The following is a 19921-nucleotide window of genomic DNA, read 5'->3' as shown; positions in this document are numbered from 1 at the left end:
CTTCCGTCTGTCTGTTTGCCATATCAGGCGCTCCTTTCAGACGGACGGCTCATTTGTGGCAGTTCCATTATACCACATTCCGGCTGGTTTGCCAGCCCGTCATTGCGGATCAGCCGCAGAATTTTATCTTCCATCGTTTCCTCGGCGGTTTCGCTGAGGTAGACACGAACTTTATAGGTGGTGTTGCCAATGTGCCGGGTCAGAAACACGGCGTTTTTATCTGCCATAGAACCTCTCTTTCTTGCGCTTTCGGCGCATCCGGTGTATACTGTTGTTATGGTTCCGTTATTTGTAACCTGCGATTATGTTACTTTTTTGTGTCAAGCCTGAACATGGCGAAAGCCCCCTTTCTCCTGTGTGAATGAGCGAATGTAACCCAAGTAACTTGTTTTTAGATTACTCTTTCACTAATAGGAGAAATCCGGGGTGCAAAACGGAACCATTTTTGAAAAATCGCAAAATATTTTTTTGAAAAGAGGTGGGGTCATGGCGTATCTGTCTGATGACGAGCTTCTGGATACCGAGGGTGGCTTCACCGGATGGGACGATGAGACAGGCGCTGGTGCAACGGAGGAAACGCTGGAACAGGCGCTTGCGGAAGAACGTCTGGCCGAGCTGGAAAGTGAGCTGGAGCAGGACGAGCATCCCATCGACTATGAAGCGGAGCTGGAGGACGAGGAAGAAGAAGCCGCCCCGGTCAACGAAAAGCGGCTGAAACGGGAGATTCGAGCGGAAGCTGTGCGGCGGCTGGAGGAAGCAGCACGCACGGAGAAGGATTTCCGGGCCGTGGTGGAGGAATGGAACAAGCTGGACCGGAACCGGGAGCGCCGGGAACGGGACCACGAAAACCTTCGTGGGGATGTGCCGCTGGAATATCAGGCGGTGCCGGAACCCAAGCTCATTCCCCGCTGGATGAACAATCCCGCATACCGGCAGCTGATGGCCGGGAACTTTCTGGACATCCTGTTTGACTGCCCCTATGAGATGCACAACCTGACCGCTGACGCCTTTATATCCCGCATGGTGGAGGAATTAAGCGAGGAACATAAGGAAGTCCTGTATTTCCTCTCTTTGCGGCTGTACAGCACCACCCGGCTTGCCGCTGTTCGTGGGCAGTCTGACCGCAACATTCGCAAACTGCGGAAAACCATCCACAAGAAATTGCAGCGCCAGATGTATGACCATCTGTGCGGCAAGCAGGAGCATGGCGGCAGCCTGACCTTGCGGGAACGCCAATTTTTGGAGGAATACTCGAAAATCGCAAGAAAACAGGGCAAGGACGCCGTGATCCGGCGGGAAAACAAGACCAAGCGCAGAAAAAAGAAAAACCGCCCCTGATAATTGGGACGATTAAGGAGAAAGGGCGTGTATGATGAAAAATTTGTTTGAACAGTCCCGTTCCCATTGGGTGCGGTACGATCACTACGAGCTGAAAACAGCGGAAGATGGCAAGCGGTACATCACCCCCGGCAAGAGTGCAAAGCCGGATGTCTACAATCCGCTGAAAGAGGTCCCCAACATTGTGCTGGATGCCCTGAATGTAGGGATGTTGATGATGGGACGCAAGCCGGAAGCAGAAGTGGAAAAGGCAGTGATGGAGTTTGTCACCCGGTACGGCCTGCTGGGGCTGATGACCGCCCTGCCCACCACGCCGTCTTTTATGGACTATGAGGCGGTGTACCTACCGAAAAACCACTTTATTAAGGAAGAATCCATGGCGACGGACAAATATCTGTCCCTGTTTTATCCCTTTGATCAGCTGGATTTGGTGAAGAAAGGCATTGAATCCACATGGAATGTGTCCGGTGACCGGACGATGGTTGCCCTGACCATGACCTTCATGGACGAGCCGATGGCGAAGAACATGAGCTTCCAGCGGGAATATGCGGAACCCTACGACTGGGTTGCCCAGCAGTTCAAAGATTGGGCCTTTACACTGACCACCGCCATTTTGTACTACAATGACTATGATTCCATTGACGAGGACGCACGGGGGCTGTATCGCAAGGCCATGGCTGCGTTCGGCGGGATTGCCCCCAGCTACCACATTGAGCTGTTGGATAAGCCCACCATCTATTGGGATTTCCATTCGCTGCTGCTGGGCATCCAGATGATGTTCAGCTTCATGCTGGTAGACGGTGACCAGCCCCTGCGCCTGTGCAAGCACTGCCAGAAGGTGTTCCTGGGCAGCCGGTCCAATGCCGCCTTTTGCAGCCCACGGTGCAAGAACCAGTATAATGTCTACAAGAGCCGGGGAAAGAACCGGACGGATGGAGGTGACGAGGAATGAGCGAGGAACAGGGACTGACCCCGTATGAAACCAGAGAAATCCTCTTTTACAAGACCGAAAACGGAGAAGTGCGGGTGGAAATCCTGCTCTTTCAGGAAAACCTCTGGCTGACACAGGCAAAAATGGCAGAACTGTTCGAGGTGCAGAAAGCGGCTATTTCCAAGCATCTGAAAAACATTTTTGAATCTGGAGAACTGAACGAGGATTCAGTTGTTTCCAAAATGGAAACAACTGCGGCGGACGGGAAACGGTATCAGACCAACTATTACAATTTGGACGCCATTATCGCTGTGGGGTATCGTGTGAACTCCAAAAAGGCGACCATGTTCCGCATTTGGGCGAACCGGGTGTTGAAAGAGTTCATCATCAAAGGTTATGTGATGGATGACGCACGGCTGCGGGAGCCGGAGAACTTTTTCGGCAAGGATTATTTTGAGGAACAGCTGGAGCGTATCCGGGACATCCGGGCCAGCGAGAGAAGATTTTACCAGAAAATCACGGACATCTATTCTCAGTGCAGCGCCGACTACGATGTGGAAAGCCCCATCACAAAGGAGTTTTTTGCCACGGTGCAGAACAAGCTCCACTATGCGGTCACCCATCATACCGCCGCCGAGATCGTATACGACCGTGCCGACAGCACCAAGCCCAACATGGGGCTGACCACATGGAAAAACGCCCCCAAAGGCCGCATCCGTAAATCGGATGTCACCGTCGCCAAAAACTATCTGAACGAAACGGAAATGCGAAACCTGAACGAGATCGTCACCATGTATCTGGACTATGCGGAACGGCAGGCCCGCCGGGGAAATGTCATGTATATGGCCGATTGGGTCAAGCGGCTTGACGCATTTTTACAGTTCAACGAGGAAGATATTCTGCATGATAAGGGCAAGGTGACCGCCGCTATTGCCAAAGCCTTTGCCGAGAAAGAGTTTGAAAAGTTCCGGGTATTGCAGGACAGAAGCTATCAGAGCGACTTTGACAGGCTGGTTGCGGAAACTTCGGATGATCTGACAGAATAACCATATACACAGAAAACCCACGCTTCCGGTTCTCTTTCCGGCTGCGTGGGCTTTTTCGGCCATCGCTTATTTCTTGTTTTGCAGCTGTTCATAGGCTTCCTGATGGACGATCAGCCCTGCCGAAAAGCCATACTTGAAATGGCTCTCACTTTCCTCGCATTGGGCGATAGCGTTCTGCGCCCGGAGTTCCTCCACCAGCGCATAGTCCTCTTTGCTGAGCCGCTGGGATAACTGCTCCATCAACGCTGCACAGGTTTGGATCGCCTTGTGGTATTCCGGGGACGTGGGTACGACTGTTTCACAGGGATAAAACTCTCCATTATACATGGCTTCTAAAATCATGGTGTTCCCTCCCTCAACAGTAGACCAGCTCAGCCAGGACAATTTCCTCGGCTCTGTTGTGGATGGAGTTCATGGAGCGCACCCATGCCATCTGGTCGGCAGCTTTCAGGGCTTCTGTGACGCCCTCTTGCTGCATCATGGATTTTTCAATGATTTCCAGCCGCTCCCGGCAGGCGATGTCGATTTCCTCCAAGTGGGGAAGCAGCTTTTCAGTGACAATGAGATCGGTATACAGAATGGGCCGATGTTCTTTTAAGTAGGCACGGCGCATCCGGCCATATTTCCCGATATGGTACTCTTTGGTGTCTGCTAACACAAGGTTGGGAATGAGATAGTCGCCGCATTGGGTGTAAGTCAGTTCCATACAAGGCTCCTTTCGTGAGAATGTGGTTGACAGTTACGGTAGGTTTGAGGGCATCCCTCCTTTATCATAACTGTCTTTTCATTCGCCACAAATGAGCCGCCAGTCATGATGTAATGTTTTTTGGTGTAATCCACCCTCTATACATTACATCATGATTGGAAATACTGTTGCTTTCCCGCTGCTCTGTGGAAGCTTTACCGTCCAGGGCATCATCCTCTATGGAAAGGCGGAGATAGATTGCAATCTTCCTGCTGTCTGTCATTTTTTCACCTGCCTTTCCACCAGTGCATCACTGTATGTAAATAAGACTTCCACCCTTTTCCCCGGATACACATAGATTTTATCTATCAGCGATTCAATAAGCTCCCTGGTAAGTACCTGTTCATTCTTTAGTTTTATCAATGCACGGACTGCTTTCAGATAGGTTTCTCCGTCACGCTCAAGGCTTACTTCCTGCTCTCTGAAGTTCTTCTCCTGCTTCTCCAAGTCCCGCAGCCTATTTTCTTTGCACATCTTATACTCCACATAGTCTTTCTGTGAAAGATTGCCCATGCGGTATGCCATATACTTCCCGCTTTCTTCCTCTGCAAGCCGGAGCTTTGTGCAGACCACGGCATGAAGGCTCTGCTCCAGTTCCTGCTTTTTGTGCCGGATGATTGCTCTTGCAGTATCTAAATACATTCTCTGTTTTTTCAAGCCCACATCAAATTCTTTTTCAAACAGTGCAAAAAGGATATCCGTCAACGCACTTTTCGAGATACGGTTAGAAGACGGACAGTTATCTGTTTTGGTTGCTCCGCCATTCATACAAAAATAACCATCCATGCGGTTTTTACTATCATCCGCATAGTGCTTCACATAGCTGTGTCTTGTCATTTTCCGCCCGCATACACCACAGTACAGCACCTTGTCAAAAACATTTTCCCCGATAGGGCAGCCTTTCGTTGGATGAGCGTGGCTCTTTGTCTGCTCCCGCAGTTTCCTCCTTACTCTGGCCGCCTCCTTCATAATCTCTGGCGTGATTAACGGCTCATGGGCTTCTTCTTTTACCACCCAGTCATCTTCCGGCTTGTGAATGCGGTTATTTTCATCCCTTGCAGTAATGCTGGTCTTTCCCTGTACCAGCTTTCCAGCGTAAGTGTCACTTTTAATAATGCGTTCCACACCACTTTTTATCCCATCCTTTGTAAGCTACATCCGGTGGGCAGTAGACCTCTCCCGTCTTATGATACACTGCCGGTGGATTGATTTTACGGATATTCAGGTCATCCGTAACCGCCGTATAGCTTTCCATTTCGATAAATTTCTTATAAATGTATCTGACAATCTCCTCCGTATTTTCATCCGGTATCAGCCTGCGTACTTTGCCCTCCCAGACTGCCTTATACCCATAAGGTGCAGGGCCGCCCACATAGGAGCCTTCTTTTCTTCTCTGTGCCAGAGAAGCTTTCGCTTTCACGGAAAAATCCTTAGCATACATATCATTTACCAGATTCTTGATTTCCGATACCATCTGTTTCGTTTCATTGCCGCCTGCCCCGGTATCAAAGCCATCCGCCACTGCTATGAAACGCACACCAAGGAACGGGAAAATCTTCTCAATATAATTTCCGGCTTCCTGATAATTTCTGCCAAAACGGGACAGGTCTTTTACAATCACGCAGTTAATGTCTCCCATACGGACATCCTGCATCAGCCGCTGAAATGAATCACGATTAAAATTGGTTCCCGTCTTTCCTAGGTCGATGTAACAGTCTGCCACTTCAATTTTATCCGTATGTTTTCCGTTCCATTCCTCAATGAATTTCTTTGCAATCTCTATCTGTACCTCTACCGATTCATTCTTTTTCTCGTTTATATCTGCGGAGAGTCTGGCATAAATACCAGCCTTATACTGCCTGTTCTTTTGCACCCCGGAAGTGCTCGCAGGTGTGCCCGCCCCTTTTCCCGCTGACTGTCTCTTTGATGTTCTTCCCATACTCATGCACTCCTTTCCCTGCCGCTTTCCTGCCCCGAAAGTGCAGTGACATATTCCTGCATGATTTGGTATTCATCCCGAAAATAAAACTCTATCTCAAGTCTTTTATCCTCGAACACATAAATCCGCTTTACCAGACTCGTCAAAGTATGCCGGTCAATTTCGGCAAGCTTCAGGGAATCCTGAAATTTTGCCAGCCTTGAAGCACTGACTACACCTTTCTGCAGCATCCGCCGTATCATGTCCTGTTGCTGTTCCTGTGCTTTCTCCAGTTCTTGTGCCTTGCGCTGAAACTCCTTGTGCAGACGTTCAAATTCTTCCTTTGTTACGACATTCTGCCTTAGATCGTCATAGAGTCCTGCGCAGAGACCGTAATACTTATCCTGCTCCTGTTTCAGCCGTGTAAGCTCCTTCTGGCATCCCGCAACTGCTTCCAGATTTGTCTCTTTTTCTTTCGCCTGTTCAAAAAGTTTACTCTGCGCTAAAAAGTCATTGGCATATCTGCGAACCGCAATGCCCACCAATTCCTTTAAAGTATTTTCCTCTATGCTGTGGCGGCTGCATCCCTCGCCCCGGTTTTTTGTGGAACAGATATAGTACACCTTATTGGATTCCTTATACCGGACTCTGCGCCGCACCATCTGTTCGCCGCAGTCCCCGCAAAACAGAAGTCCCATGAATGGACTTAAGCTTTTGCTTTCCGGGCTTACCCGTCCGTCCGTCTGAAGCAGATTCTGTACCGCTTCAAAATCACTGTCCGAAATAATTGCTTCATGAGTATTTTCCACACGCACCCATTCTTCCTTTGGTTTCTCAATACTCTTTTTCACCTTATAATTGACTTTCTCCGTCCTACCCTGTAGCAGATGTCCTAAATAGACTTCATTAGTTAGGATACGCTTTACCGATGAACTGCTCCACTTTGAGCCGGAGCCGCCGGTAAACCCGCCCCGGTAGTTAAGCCCTGTAGATTTTTTGTATTCCTTTGGGGAAAGAATGTGCAGCTCATCCAGCTTCTTTGCAATGGCAGCCACCGCCATTCCCTCAATCTTCCACCTAAATATTCTGCGTACTATCTCTGCCGCATAATCATCCACCACCAGCTTATTCTCCGGGGACTTACGGTAACCATATACAGCAAAAGAAGATAAACATTCCCCGGCTTTCCGCTTCACTGCGAGCTGGCTTTTTACCTTGGTGGAAATGTCCCGGCAATAAGAATCATTGATAAAATTTTTGACCGGAATCACGATCTGGCGTTCTCCGGTGTCTGCCGATATACTGTCGTAATGATCAGTTAAGGCAATGAAACGCACACCAAGAACCGGGAATATCTTTTCCAGATACCTTCCGGCTTCAATATAATCACGCCCAAAACGGGACAGGTCTTTCACAACCACGCAGTTAACCCTGCCCGCTTCAATATCTTTCATCATTCTGTTAAATTCTGGTCTGTCGAAATTACTACCGGAAAAGCCATCATCTACATAAATGTCATAGAGTTCCATATTCTCCTGTTCATTTAAAAAGGAACGGATCAACTCCCTCTGACTTCCTATGCTGTTGCTTTCGGCTTTAGATACGCCATTTATCATGGCGTTGCCATCATGCTCCGCTTTCACATTGTCATCTCTGGAAAGACGCAGATACATGGCGGCAAAGAATTTAGATTGTTCTTTCATGTTATCACTCCTGACTTTTTTGTTAGGGGGAAGCCGGTGGCTTTTCCTTTCCATAAAATCAGGAGTTACGCTGATTTGTCCTGATATTAGGTTAGCATAGATAAGCGGATTTTTCAATCCAAATATGAATTTTTCAAATATGAATTTCGGATAACCTTTGCAGATATTCCGCCATTTTATCATCTATGCTGGCTCCGTCTTTTTGGAACCTGACCTTAACTACATAATCACCGATCCGGTTGACATAGACATTGTTCGTCTGCCTTGCAAACGCATCCAGCTTCTTCTCCACAGGCAGTGATGTATCAATCTCTATGTTCCTCAAATCGGTCAGAGTGGAAATATCTACCGTCCTTATATCCACGGCAGCCATCTCTTCAAGTCTTTCCTTTGTCAGTTCCAAGGCTTCTCTCCTTTCCATGTAGCATGAACACTGCTGCTATCTAAGTCTATTCTTTTACCGGATTGTCCTATGCTATAACATTTTCCACACATTACATCCCTGTCATTTCTTCCAATGCTCTCATACATTCTATAGCCCCGGCAACTGCAATGCAGGCCGCCAGAAACACAACAGCAAGGGCTCCTGTTACAGCGCCCATAACGCTCAACACGATTTTCATTCTTCTTCCCACTCCTTATCCATAAAATAACTGTCTGCTTTCTTCCTTATAATAAAGTCTGCCACATCCATGAGCCTGTCCGTGACCGGCATGGTGGGCATGGTATTCAGAATTTCTGCCCGGTATCTGCCACGCAGGGATGCTCTGCTGTCTAAGATGGAAAATACCGCTGTATCCTTTTCCCTGCGGATGCCGCGCCCGAACCACTGCCTTAGTTTAATCAGCATTTCCGGGATAATGATGTCCCTGCGGTATAAATCAAAGTCATCATACTGGTTTCTCTGGTATTCCATGACCGGATCCGGCACGGGAAAAGGCAGTTTTACTACAATTAGGCTGGAAAGGATATCCCCTGCAAGGTCAATTCCCTCTCCGGCGCTGTCACTGGCAAACAGCACTCCGTTTCCGCTTCTTCTAAAGCTACTTATTACATCCAGTCTACCTCTGCCCATGAGAAACAGCGGATAATCAGAAAGCTGCTCCTTCAGACCATAAAACACCCTCTCCATGAGCCAATAGGATGTAAAAAGGATCAGGGTATGCCCATGAGTGGCAGACACTATCTGCACTATTTCCTCCATGATCGCCTGTATGTATCTGTCATCCCGGATATTCGGAAACGGCATACGCTCCGGTATATAGAGCAGACCGTTACTCTGAAAATCAAAGGGTGAGGGCTTGCTGGTTTCCATGATTCTTGATAAAGCTGCAAAGGAAAGCCCTGTCATTCTCTTGAAGTGACTGAAATCACCCCGGACTGACATTGTGCCGGACGTAATAATAACCGGTATCGGTCTGCTCCAGATGTCACGGAATAAAACCTGTTCCAGTTCCATTGGAACCGCACACAGGGCAAGCCTGCCGTTCTCCCTCTTTTCCATCCAGCAGATTGAATTTCCGCTGTTTAAAAATATGGTCAGCTTGTCCGTCAGCTCCTGGCAACGCTTTTTCAGACCTTGCAACCGCATTTTCTGCCCGCTGTTTTCCTGATAGGATAAGGGAAGCTGCTCTAAAGCCTTTGCCATGTGCCTTATGTAAATTTTTTCCATGGAACCTATCACTATTTCAATCCTGCTTCCCTCTCTGGTGTGGTTTCCTGCTAAATCTCCCGCCAGTCTGTCAAATATCTGTCTGTTATATTCCGCAAGCTGACTCCGCAATACAGTAAGTTCATCCATGCCTGTGGTTCTTCTGTTCACTTCACTCAAACCCACGATAAATTCCGCATCCTGCTCGTCCCAGACTGTGCTGTACATTTGTCTTGCGGCATCTATCAGCTTGTGGGACTCATCAAACACCATTGCCCCATATCCCGGAAAAAGAGGTTTTCTGCCCTGCTTCTGTCCAATCAGATCGGCAAGGATATAATTATGGTTCGTAATCTGAAAATCAAAATTATCCGTCATGCACTTTTTCTTAAAATTCATAAATCTACATAAAAGCGAATAAGGACATGACTTATTGCAGCGAAACACGTTGATTCTGCCTTTTACATAGGGTGTCAGCACGGCATCATCCAAATCAATCCTGTCAAATTCCTGCTCCCCAAGCCTTGCCAGTTCCAGTATCAGATTGGCATCCACTTCTCTCTGCAAATTTTTTAAGGATGTCTCATATATCTTCAATCTGGAGTCACAGACATAATGCCGTTTTCCTTTCCGCACCACAAAAGATAATGGTTTGTCAATTACATGGTGTTCTAAAAGGATCCCGGATATCTGCGGTATGTATTCCTCTGTCAATGCTTTCTGCAGGGCTATGGTGGATGTTGATATGACTGCCGGAATCTTCTTATCTGAATAAATGTTATGTACCGTCAGTGCAAGGATATATGCGTGCGTTTTTCCTGTCCCCACTTCCGCCTCACATAAAGCCAGTTTGTTTTCCTGCAATGCCCGGAGCATTTCAAGAGAAAGTTCTTTCTGTTTTACCCTCAGATTCATTCCATGTTTCGGTAAAATCTCATCAAATAAATAAATTAATAATTCTTCTGCACTCTTTGCCATCGTTACGCCTCCTAAAATTTCTTAGTGCCATAAAGCAGCACAGGAATAGGCTGGAAGGTATCGGTTTGGCTTTTTACTAACAAAAATGAGCTTCCATCCAGCCCATGATTTCTACTGCTTTATAAAAAGGTGCATCAGCCATCCTGCCGGTAAGCAGGCATCATAAAAAGCCGCCCACATTCTTTCTCAAACGTGGGTGTGCATTTTCCCGTCACTTATGCGGGCCACTGGCGTGGAAGTAGCATTATCTCCGACCGGTATCATCGCATCCTGCCCCACCACGGGCAGTAAAGCCACAGGTAGTTCCCACTCAGGATAGTGCGGTTCTTTTCACACTGATCCGTCATGGCGTACCCTGACTTGTGCTTTCCGGCTCTCCGGCCGGTCGGATGTGTGCCTGATGCACAGATATGAAGTTGTCAAAGTGCAGTAAAAGGGGAATATTTTAGACAAAAGAAAACCCCTTCACCTAATTCGCCGCTAGGTAAAAGGGGCTGCCGAAAAAATTTTCATTTTATTTTAATATGGTAACGATAATTAGGAATTATCGAGATAGAAAATAGGGAAACATCTGTTTTTGTGAAATAGAGGATAATGAATAGTTATAGGTTATTGACAAATAGGCAAAAGTTATTCACTGTCTCGGATACCAGATAAAGTTAGATTAGCCTGTATTACTGACATCATAATAATCTACAATGATTTTGGTCAGGAGGGGTTTTAGGATGCAGAATAATTTAGAAAGTGTTTTTTTGCGTTTGGGATATGCTTTGAGAGAAGCAAAACACGTTGGAAACAGTACAATTATTTTAGGTGCGGGATGTTCACTTAGTGCAACAAAAAGGGATATTTCAACATGTGGAATCATGAAACAATGCCTTTTAGAACATGGAGTTAATAATATCGACAATATTGGCTGGGAAGATTTATATCAAAAATTTATTAATGTAGTTTGGCAGGGAAAGGCTCCGAAAGAGCAGGAACGTCTTTTAAAAAAGAAATTAGGAGATTTAACACCTACAGAAGGACATTTATGTTTACGTTCCTTAATTGAACATGGGTACATTCATAGTGTCATAACAACTAATTTTGATATGCTTTTAGAAGAAACTTTCAAAGGACTTTCCTATCAAAAACGTGTGGGTGATGGAGAGTATCATATAATTGGTGATGCTCCTTTTTTTAATCTGCTCAAAGTACATGGGGATTTAGAGGAAGGGAAATTTCGATTTGCACCGCATGAATTAGTTCAGCTACCAATGCCGCTCCAAAAAGATATTGCAGAAAAAACAGCAGGTCCTCTGATTTTTATTGGATATCGCGGTCAAGATATCGGTTTGATGAACGCTTTGAGCACTAAGAATGAATATGCCGTTTATTGGATTGACATTACACAATTTGATTACCTTGATATGTTTACAACTCAAAGTATCCAGAATTTTATGGCAAGCAGGTCTTCAACAGGGAACTATTTATATGGAAAGGAATTTGGAGATTTTAATGAACTCATTAAAAAACTCAATGATTTTTTGATACATCCGTCATATAGCACAATTATTAAAACAAAAGAAATTCATTTGAATGATATATGGAAAGATACCTCGATTGTAGAAATGCTGCGTATTTACTCAAGAGTTTACGAAAACTTCTTGGACATACTAGAGATATCTGCTGACATCCAAAAGCAGCTATCATGGAATCTGGAAAATCCGGCTTACACAAAGAATTATGATGAACACCTTTATTCATACCTTTATTTTTTTAACAGCAAAAACCTTCCCTCGAATCTGCTTCATATACCCAATAATGAATTAGATGCTCTTATCTTAGGCGTTTCCGCAGAAATTCTGGTTAGAACAACAGGAAATGGGATATTACCTCAAAATTTTATTGTGGATATAAAAACAGAGTTTAACAAGAAATACAACCAGAATATCATTAATGATGCTTTCTGGCTGGCTGTTGAAAAAATAGTATGTTCCGAATTTGATATTGAAAATGTTGTTGATTTTAACATGCCAAACAAATTAGTTCTAAAAACATATGACATACCACTTAAAGAATTCAATGAATTATTGCGGGTTGTTTCATTCCTTGCTTTACTATTGCCTGTAAATACAATTGATGACAGACGGATTGACAGTAAATACAAAGCCAGACAATTTTTAAGTGGAAAATATGAACACATGAGCTTTATTCAGAATACCATAATTATTGATCTTGGGGTAATAAAAAGTGAAGAGGTTGATGCATTATATTATTTCTATCTAAAAGCATTGCCGGATATTCATATATTAAAAGATATTAATGCAGCAAACGGGAAAAAATATGTATCCTATAAATCAAAATGGATTCATATCAATCTGGAAATTGATGAAGAAGGGGAGGATAAACAGAATAACGATATTTATTTCTTCAAAATATTGGAAAAGCAAAGTGAAATAAGTCAAACAAATTTTCTTAAACTGAAAACCATATATGGACAGGATAATCACGTTAACCTGCAGCTTGATAGAGATATTCCGGTCTTTTTAAATTCTGACAAAGTCGGTATGTTTATAGCAGGTTCCAGCGGATGCGGAAAGACAAGCGCTCTCCAAAGTTATATCCGCAATAAAGCGGATAACATTATTCCTATCATTATTTCACCTAAAAATAATACTGTCAGCAGGCAGGGGCTTTCCTTATTTCTTAATCTGGATATTACAAACGAAAATGAGGATATGGTTTTAAATCATATCAATCATTTTATGGTGATGCGTGAAAGACTTCTTCTGCTTATATTTGACGGTTTGAATGAAGTTAGCGATACTGTTAAAATCCAACAGAGTCACTATTGTAAAATGTTGGAATTGGCAGATAAAATTTATCATAATAAATATACAGGCATTAAACTGATAATCACTTGTCGGGAACAAGCATATTATGAATATAAATCCGCCACAACATTAGCAATAAATCCATTATGTTTTTACGCGAATGCTGCCATTCTTAAACATGAGGATGCCAGCTATATCGTTTCAAAACTCTCCGGCGAAGATAGTCAAAGCTTGTTAGATAAATACATATCTGCTGATGTTTTAAAACAATTGCATATGTCCTGCAGGTCTGCCTTCTGGAATAGGAACAATCTTATCAATGAGAATCTTACTCCGTTTTTTATTGCCATTGCGGCTGAGGCTTTAAACACATATAAAGGTATGGAAATCATCAAACACAGCGGCACAATATACGATTTATTTTCAAGTGCGATGATGGAACGTCTTGAGCTGGCGGATGCCTTTTTAGCTCAAAAAATAATTTATGCTTATTTTGATTTACTAATCCATTATAGAAATTCCAATATTCAAATTACACGATTTAAGATTTTGAATGTACTTGATATGGAATATCACAACCGTTTTCATCAGATTATCAACAATCTGATTGACGTTAATATTCTGATAAAAGATGATTCAAATACGGACAAAATAAAGTTTCAGCATGATAAAATTGAAGAATTCTTTTTTAAACGGTATATTGAAGAAAATGAGCATAAAGGATTGCCTTTCTTTCATGAAATTTTTGATTTAAGCAGCAGAAATGTTATTTACCAGAGCGGTATTTTGAAATATCTTTTGGGAATGGAAAAAAGAGGCAGATTAAAAGAATTAAAGGATTTAGTAAATGGTTTATTTATGGAGCATATTAATCTGATTCCTAAAATTCTGGTGGAGGTGTTATCCTATTCAGAAAATTTAAAGCATTCTTTATCTTACCTTCTCAGTCCTGACGATATTGAAGGAAGTAAAAAAACAGTATCTGCTATTATATGGGGAATTGAGCAGAGCCTGAAAGATTACTCTGCTGTTACATATAATATCAAGAGAATCGTTGAAGAATTGCAAAAAGTACCAACTAATATCATCATGTCAAAGGAAGCGCAGACATATATTTATTTCTTTCAATCAAAGTTAAAATATTTCTCTAATCATTATAAAAGCGCACTGGATTATGCCGAAGAAGCCCGCAAGTTGTTGGGAAAAAGCAATCGAACACTATTAATGAAAATTGATATCCATCATGCTGTGATATTAATGGAACAGGGATATAGTAAACAATGTATTCATTGTCTGGAAAAGGATTTTGAAACATATCAAAACAGCAACGATTTAAAGACAAAAATAGATTTAGGAATTGAACTGGGAAGGGCTTTCAATCATAGCGGACAGACAGTTCGTACGCTTGAGTTGTATGATATTCTTTTGTCACATGAAAGTGAAATAAGTGATCCGTACGTTTTAGCTAGGATTTATGAGCAAAAAGCGAATGTTTTGAATAAGCTGATGTACCATAAGCTCCAATATGGTTTTGTTGAAAAAGAAGCGTTATCTGATGACACGTTAGGCGATATTAAGGAATTATTTGAGGAAGCTCTATCACTATACAATAAATCTATCGAATTGTTGCTGAAAGCAAATGCCATTTTTACATATAGTGGTGTTTTACCGGAAAAAATAAACACTTATATCAGTTATTCTTTTTCTATAGAGCCGAACGGAATTGATGAATGCGAACAAATGATGAACGAACTTGATTCGATATTCAGCAATATCAGCACTCCCTTTGAAGCAGATTCCAATCTCTCCAAAGCCTATTATTATGAGTATATGAACTGTATGGATGTAGCGGAAAATTACATAAAAGAGGCTTTGGACAATGCTATGAAATTGCAAATAAAAAATAAGGAAGCAAAGTGTAGATGTTTTTACAGTCAGTTTGCCTATAGAAGAATAAAAAATCATGTAGAAGATACAGAAAAGTGGTGTAAACTGGGCATTAAGCAGTTGGACATGGCAATTGATTATTATGAAACAAATGCTCTGACCGACAACAATATCTCTCTGGAAGACTGTTATTTGCTGAAGCAAAAATTCCAAAATATGTATTTTCAGAAATAAATTTTTGACTGGTAAAGGTCGTTTATGCACTACCTTTACCAGCATTTGGGGATTGCAATTATTTCTCGACGTTTTCCGGCATTTCTTTAGTTGTAAACCGCATTCCGGATAAATATTTCTGGTCAAAGCTCTTTTTTAATGTTCCCAGTTTAGCAGCAATCTCTCTGGCTTTGTCTTCATCAATATTCAATGTCATTGGAAGAAGTGAGATGACCGCTACTTTTCTATTGTCGGATATCGTTGTATAATTGGGAAGAAAGCGTGTATAATAACTGCATTCTTTATTTGTAATCCAGTATTCGGACAATGCATATAAATATTCATTGTTAGCTACAACGGTTTCCTCACTTGATTCTTTGATTTTTTGAAAAGTTAACTTTTTCTGGGGACGGGCAGCCCATATGATTGTTGCAAAACCATATGTATTATTTTTCTCCAAAATCGTAAAACCGTAAGTAGGCAAAGCATCCGCCAAAACATTAGCCACAATAAGCATATTAGCCACATAAGCTTGAAATCCCTCAATTCCGACACTCTGCAAAATATTCCATGCAGACAAAATATCAGAAGTGCCTCTTGAATTGCCAAGTGTATAGCGATTTGGCTCTATAGGAGTATGTTGGTTGTTTTTGACTGTCTTATCAGAGATTGCATATAATTCATCTGCTTTCTTGGATAAGAAAATACTGCATGTATAAGGAGAAAACCCGCCTTTATGAAAATCTATGCCTGCTCCATCTGCGAGGCGAGCAAATACAATCCTTTCTAGTATAACTGCCATTTTAGATAATACGGCAACCGGAATATCCAGCTTGTTTTTATCAAAATCATAATATTTAAAAAATAACCAAGGCCAGCAGATTACCATATCAAAATATATGTACGGAATGTAATTTACATTAAACTTTTCCAGTAATGCATATAATATATCGTGCCCCTCTTTTATCTTTTCTACATTGCAATGGGTAGTATTGCCGCCTGAAAATATTATGCATGCAATGGGTATTCTTTTTGTAAAGCATTTGATTAATATTTGTCTAAAGATTTCAAAATCAATAATCCCTTCATGTGTAACGGGTACTCTGATACATCTTCCTCCCAATCCAAAGTGTTCACATACAGATTCTATGGAATAATGATTGATTTCTGATGTTATGACGACAGGGCGTTCCTGTGTTGGAAAATCTACTCTATTAAGTCCGCACTTTACCGCATAAGTAAGGCAATATTTACCTCCCGGCGTAAAAACCCCGGCTGATTCTTTTGCATCCCATCCTAGCAATCCGGACAACTGTCTGACAATTTGTTTTTCCATCTCAACAAAACCAGAACAGGTTCTCGAAGTTATTGCATTCGGATTGTACAATTTAGCTACAGTAGTGGCAGCTACTGTATTAAACATGACCGGAGGATTCACATTATAAAGCATGGATGGGGCATGCCAACGCATTTGCCCATTCAGTATCTGCATGGAAATATCAAGCACTTTCTGAGCGTTTTGTGGGCAGTCAGGGAGTGCTTCATAGTTTTGAAGAAATGAATATTCTCTATCCGCATTACCAAGATAGACTTCGTTGGGATTATGGATATCAGGCAATTTTTTCATGCAACCATTGATGTACTTTATAAATTCATTACGATTTCCTTCATCAGCAGATAAAAATCTTCCTTTTAATTCATTACAGATTTTTTTATAACAATAAGCTGAATTGATTTTCTGTTGAACCGTAAATGGAATAATACTTTCCGTTACTTTTTCCGACAAATGCACAGAAAACTTTTTTATGAACTCGACAACCGTATCTGTCGGTTCTAATCTCGATAAATATACAATCAATATAATGTTTAATATGTCAGTTATTCTATTTACTGCATAAAGTTGTTGAAATGCTGTAATTACCGTATAATCCAAACAATTTTCATAGTTAACAGCAACCAAATAATATATTTCATTTTCCTTATCATAAGAATATATAAATTGTCCAAAGTCTCTAAAGTTATACTCACGAAACAGTTGATAAGAATTTGAAAGAAGTCTCGTATATTTATCCTGATTCCGGACTGCGTTTACTTCGGAAAAATCTGTGTCAGATTCACATACAAAAGATAAAGCTAAAGGCGGATTACCCAGTATGGTTATAACGATTTTTTCCGCAGAGCCGATACTTCCATATACACAAAACTCTTCAATATCCGAATCATTATCAAAAAGCTGAGATATCATAGAATCTGCTTCGTTTATAGAAGCTGCCGTATATTTCTCTTTTGAAAGACAGTTGTTTGCATAAATAGGTTCTAATACGATAGGAGCTTTCATTTCTTTATTTTTTAATATATTACATACAGATTTATTATGGAATCTCGAAATAACCTGCGGTTTCGGTATACCAAGCGACATCTGCGAGCAAATGGCTTTTTCATGTAGTATTAACGAAGAAATATAGGTACATCCCCAAAATTCCAACTCAAGATTTTGCAATAGTTGGGAAATTATGTAATTATTAAGTTTATATTTGTGACCACATTTTTTCTTTAAAGTATATTGAGTGCAAGGAATAATGCATAAATATTTATTTTGCTGTAACAATAATTCTAACTCTTTTCGCGTAGGATCCACTAGATATGTAAATTTTAAACAGGAAGACCTCTCAGAGTCTATAATATTAATTAAATCTGTGTTAAACTCCGATAGCTTGGAAAAAACAAGCAGTACTTCATATTGTTCATGAAACATTTAAATCACCTACCATCATTCTTATTTCAACACTACATGATATTATTATACAGACTAACTAACTTTATCCTGTATCCGAGACAGTGAATAACTTTTGCCTATTTGTCAATAACCTATAACTATTCATTATCCTCTATTTCACAAAAACAGATGTTTCCCTATTTTCTATCTCGATAATTCCTAATTATCGTTACTATATCAATTATACAAACTTTCCCAATATTTAGCAATCCTAATATACCAAATTATCTAAATTTTCTCCTATATTTATCTTATTTCTCGGATGTCTTGTCTGCAGTATCTCTTTTTCCTTCTCAGTCGTTACATATGTATATATCTGCGTTGTGGTAATCGAAGCATGTCCCAGCATTTTTTGTATGTATCTGATATTCACGTCCTCCTCCATCAGATATGTCGCAAAGGAATGCCGGAACATATGCGGTGTAATATTTATATCTGCCTGAATTTCACCGGCATATTTATGTATCATGCTCCTGGCTGATTGCTCAGACAGCGCATTTCCATAACGATTGACAAAAAATATCCCTGCTTCTTTATCTCTTCTTCAAAGTACATTTTGTAGGCATTCAGTATAGACAGTACGTCATTATTTCCTATTTGAAGATATCGCTCCTTTCCTCCCTTGCCCTGAATACATAACACACCGTTTTTTAAGTCTACATATTTATTTTGCAAATGGCACAATTCCGAGATGCGCAGCCCTGTAGAAAAAAGCGTCTCCACTACTGCGATATCTCTTAAAATGATTTTTTTACGCCACTCTGAATATTCTTTAATACTTCTTTCCTTATAAAGATGATTCAGCAACTGCTCTATAATATCTCTCGGAATAATTTTGGGTAAAATCACTTCCTCCCGAAACTTTGTCTTTACTTTATGGAATGGATTTATCTCTATCAGTTCTTCTTCCTCTAAATAATGAAACAGTGCCTTCACGCTGGCAATTTTTCTCTTGACTGTTTTTTGCTTATACATACGGTGAAGGTATACAAGATATGCATTCAGCATTTCTTTATCTGGATTATTTTCTCCTATTACTGTAATAAACTGTTCCAAATCCGCCTTATATGCCTTTATTGTCTTATCATCAAGTTCCTTTTGAAATTTACAATAATTCAAATATTTATTGATTTCTTCTTTTAAAAGCATTGCAAAAACCTCCTGGTTTATTTTGTAGATAAGACATATAATAATATTTAGCATATATATCTGCAATCATACATTTTTAGCTGCCATATTCTTTATATTTTCAGTATGGTAATTGTCTTTATAATTGAATTACCATCAAGAATCTGCTGATTTATTATATAACTGATTATTGCCCCTTCATCTACTTAGCCAATAAATGAAGAGGCAATAGTTTACAATAATTTTCTCAATTTCTCTAAAATCTTATATTTTCGTGACTGTAAGGTTGTTCTGGCTATTCCTAATTTTTTTCGCCAGTTCCACCTCACTGATCTCCTGGTAGAACAGGGCATGAATGATAGCTGTCTCCTCGTCTGTAAGTATACGTAAGGCTTCGTTCAATTTCTCCAGCATGACCTCCCGAACTGCCACATCCTCTACATTCTCCGCTTCCTCTGCAAACTGCTTCTCTGCTTCCAGAAGCCGCTCATAAGAATCTTCCCTGCTGGGAATGACAATCATCTCTCCGGTTTCCTTATCCACCTTTGTATGTTCCTGCTTCAGATCATGGGTAAAGTATTTCTCCTTGCGCTGCCCTTTGTAATATGTCTCGTAAAGTTCCTTACTGACTTCAAAGATTTGTCCGTTCAATCCGATATAATATTTTTCTCTTTCTGCCATCTTTGACTTGCTCCTTTCCGATTTTGTAAATTCTCAAAATCGAAAAGGGCGGCGCCCGGATATTACACCTCATGAACTTCATGAAAAACAACGAGTGACACGCTTCG

At 41.5% G+C, this 19921-nt stretch carries 16 protein-coding genes and 1 pseudogene; 4 read left to right on the top strand and 13 right to left on the bottom strand.

What is annotated here, in order from left to right:
* Window positions 1–23 precede the first annotated feature (23 nt).
* Window positions 24–227 (bottom strand): transposon-encoded TnpW family protein, encoded by a 204-nt coding sequence (locus ROSEINA2194_RS07270; RefSeq protein WP_007885061.1) that lies wholly within the window; start codon window positions 225–227, stop codon window positions 24–26.
* Between the two features lie 199 nt (window positions 228–426).
* On the opposite strand from ROSEINA2194_RS07270, the gene ROSEINA2194_RS07265 reads away from it, so the two are divergent.
* The 3 genes from ROSEINA2194_RS07265 to ROSEINA2194_RS07255 are packed head-to-tail and all read left to right on the top strand — an operon-like array spanning window position 427 to window position 3315.
* Window positions 427–1338, top strand: coding sequence for a hypothetical protein (locus tag ROSEINA2194_RS07265; protein ID WP_007885060.1), 912 nt, complete (start codon window positions 427–429; stop codon window positions 1336–1338).
* 31 nt (window positions 1339–1369) lie between these two features.
* A complete protein-coding gene (locus ROSEINA2194_RS07260) occupies window positions 1370–2290 on the top strand; it encodes a DNA gyrase inhibitor YacG (protein ID WP_007885059.1) in 921 nt (306 codons plus the stop codon).
* Window positions 2287–3315 (top strand): virulence RhuM family protein, encoded by a 1029-nt coding sequence (locus tag ROSEINA2194_RS07255; protein WP_007885054.1) that lies wholly within the window; start codon window positions 2287–2289, stop codon window positions 3313–3315. Before ROSEINA2194_RS07260 ends, ROSEINA2194_RS07255 begins: the two co-directional genes overlap by 4 nt.
* Before the next feature lie 66 nt (window positions 3316–3381).
* Here ROSEINA2194_RS07255 and ROSEINA2194_RS07250 read toward each other — a convergent pair whose 3' ends face one another.
* The 9 genes from ROSEINA2194_RS07250 to ROSEINA2194_RS07220 form a co-directional block, all read right to left on the bottom strand.
* Window positions 3382–3657, bottom strand: a complete 276-nt coding sequence (locus ROSEINA2194_RS07250) for a DUF6809 family protein (protein ID WP_007885051.1) — start codon at window positions 3655–3657, stop codon at window positions 3382–3384.
* Between the two features lie 13 nt (window positions 3658–3670).
* On the bottom strand, window positions 3671–4021 hold the full coding sequence (locus tag ROSEINA2194_RS07245; RefSeq protein WP_007885050.1) for a TnpV protein: 351 nt from the start codon (window positions 4019–4021) through the stop codon (window positions 3671–3673).
* A 103-nt stretch (window positions 4022–4124) separates the two neighbouring features.
* Window positions 4125–4283: a hypothetical protein gene (locus ROSEINA2194_RS20990; protein WP_007885049.1), complete on the bottom strand. Its 159-nt coding sequence runs from the start codon at window positions 4281–4283 to the stop codon at window positions 4125–4127.
* On the bottom strand, window positions 4280–5185 hold the full coding sequence (locus tag ROSEINA2194_RS21910) for a recombinase family protein (protein WP_007885048.1): 906 nt from the start codon (window positions 5183–5185) through the stop codon (window positions 4280–4282). The genes ROSEINA2194_RS20990 and ROSEINA2194_RS21910 overlap by 4 nt, the downstream gene beginning before the upstream one ends.
* Window positions 5169–5999 carry a recombinase family protein gene (locus tag ROSEINA2194_RS21905; protein WP_252832564.1) on the bottom strand — a complete coding sequence of 277 codons (831 nt, stop codon included), beginning with the start codon at window positions 5997–5999 and terminating at the stop codon, window positions 5169–5171. The genes ROSEINA2194_RS21910 and ROSEINA2194_RS21905 overlap by 17 nt, the downstream gene beginning before the upstream one ends.
* 2 nt (window positions 6000–6001) lie before the next feature.
* Window positions 6002–7681: a recombinase family protein gene (locus tag ROSEINA2194_RS07235; protein WP_044927428.1), complete on the bottom strand. Its 1680-nt coding sequence runs from the start codon at window positions 7679–7681 to the stop codon at window positions 6002–6004.
* 133 nt (window positions 7682–7814) lie between these two features.
* Window positions 7815–8084 (bottom strand): DUF6870 family protein, encoded by a 270-nt coding sequence (locus tag ROSEINA2194_RS07230; protein ID WP_172727065.1) that lies wholly within the window; start codon window positions 8082–8084, stop codon window positions 7815–7817.
* Window positions 8085–8175: 91 nt separating this feature from the next.
* The gene (locus tag ROSEINA2194_RS22490) at window positions 8176–8304 is read right to left on the bottom strand and encodes a hypothetical protein (RefSeq protein WP_007885041.1); all 129 of its coding nucleotides are present in this window, start codon (window positions 8302–8304) and stop codon (window positions 8176–8178) included.
* Window positions 8301–10310 (bottom strand): ATP-dependent DNA helicase, encoded by a 2010-nt coding sequence (locus ROSEINA2194_RS07220; protein WP_007885040.1) that lies wholly within the window; start codon window positions 10308–10310, stop codon window positions 8301–8303. The genes ROSEINA2194_RS22490 and ROSEINA2194_RS07220 overlap by 4 nt, the downstream gene beginning before the upstream one ends.
* 725 nt (window positions 10311–11035) lie before the next feature.
* Between ROSEINA2194_RS07220 and ROSEINA2194_RS07215 the strand changes: the two genes are divergently transcribed.
* Window positions 11036–15250, top strand: a complete 4215-nt coding sequence (locus ROSEINA2194_RS07215; protein WP_044927427.1) for an SIR2 family protein — start codon at window positions 11036–11038, stop codon at window positions 15248–15250.
* Window positions 15251–15308: 58 nt separating this feature from the next.
* On the opposite strand, the gene ROSEINA2194_RS07210 is transcribed toward ROSEINA2194_RS07215, so the two are convergent.
* From ROSEINA2194_RS07210 to ROSEINA2194_RS07200, 3 genes and pseudogenes are all read right to left on the bottom strand, one after another.
* Window positions 15309–17984, bottom strand: a complete 2676-nt coding sequence (locus tag ROSEINA2194_RS07210; RefSeq protein ID WP_007885031.1) for a pyridoxal-dependent decarboxylase — start codon at window positions 17982–17984, stop codon at window positions 15309–15311.
* A gap of 232 nt (window positions 17985–18216) precedes the next feature.
* Window positions 18217–19154 (bottom strand): annotated as a pseudogene (locus ROSEINA2194_RS07205) (tyrosine-type recombinase/integrase).
* Window positions 19155–19397: 243 nt separating this feature from the next.
* Complete coding sequence (locus ROSEINA2194_RS07200; protein WP_007885027.1) at window positions 19398–19814, bottom strand: hypothetical protein; 417 nt, start codon at window positions 19812–19814, stop codon at window positions 19398–19400.
* Between the last annotated feature and the right edge of the window lie 107 nt (window positions 19815–19921).

Origin of the sequence: Roseburia inulinivorans DSM 16841 (assembly GCF_000174195.1) — a bacterium.
GTDB lineage: Bacteria > Bacillota > Clostridia > Lachnospirales > Lachnospiraceae > Roseburia > Roseburia inulinivorans.
The sequence above is the reverse complement of the archived record's forward strand: the minus strand, read 5'-3'. Positions and strand labels throughout refer to the sequence as shown.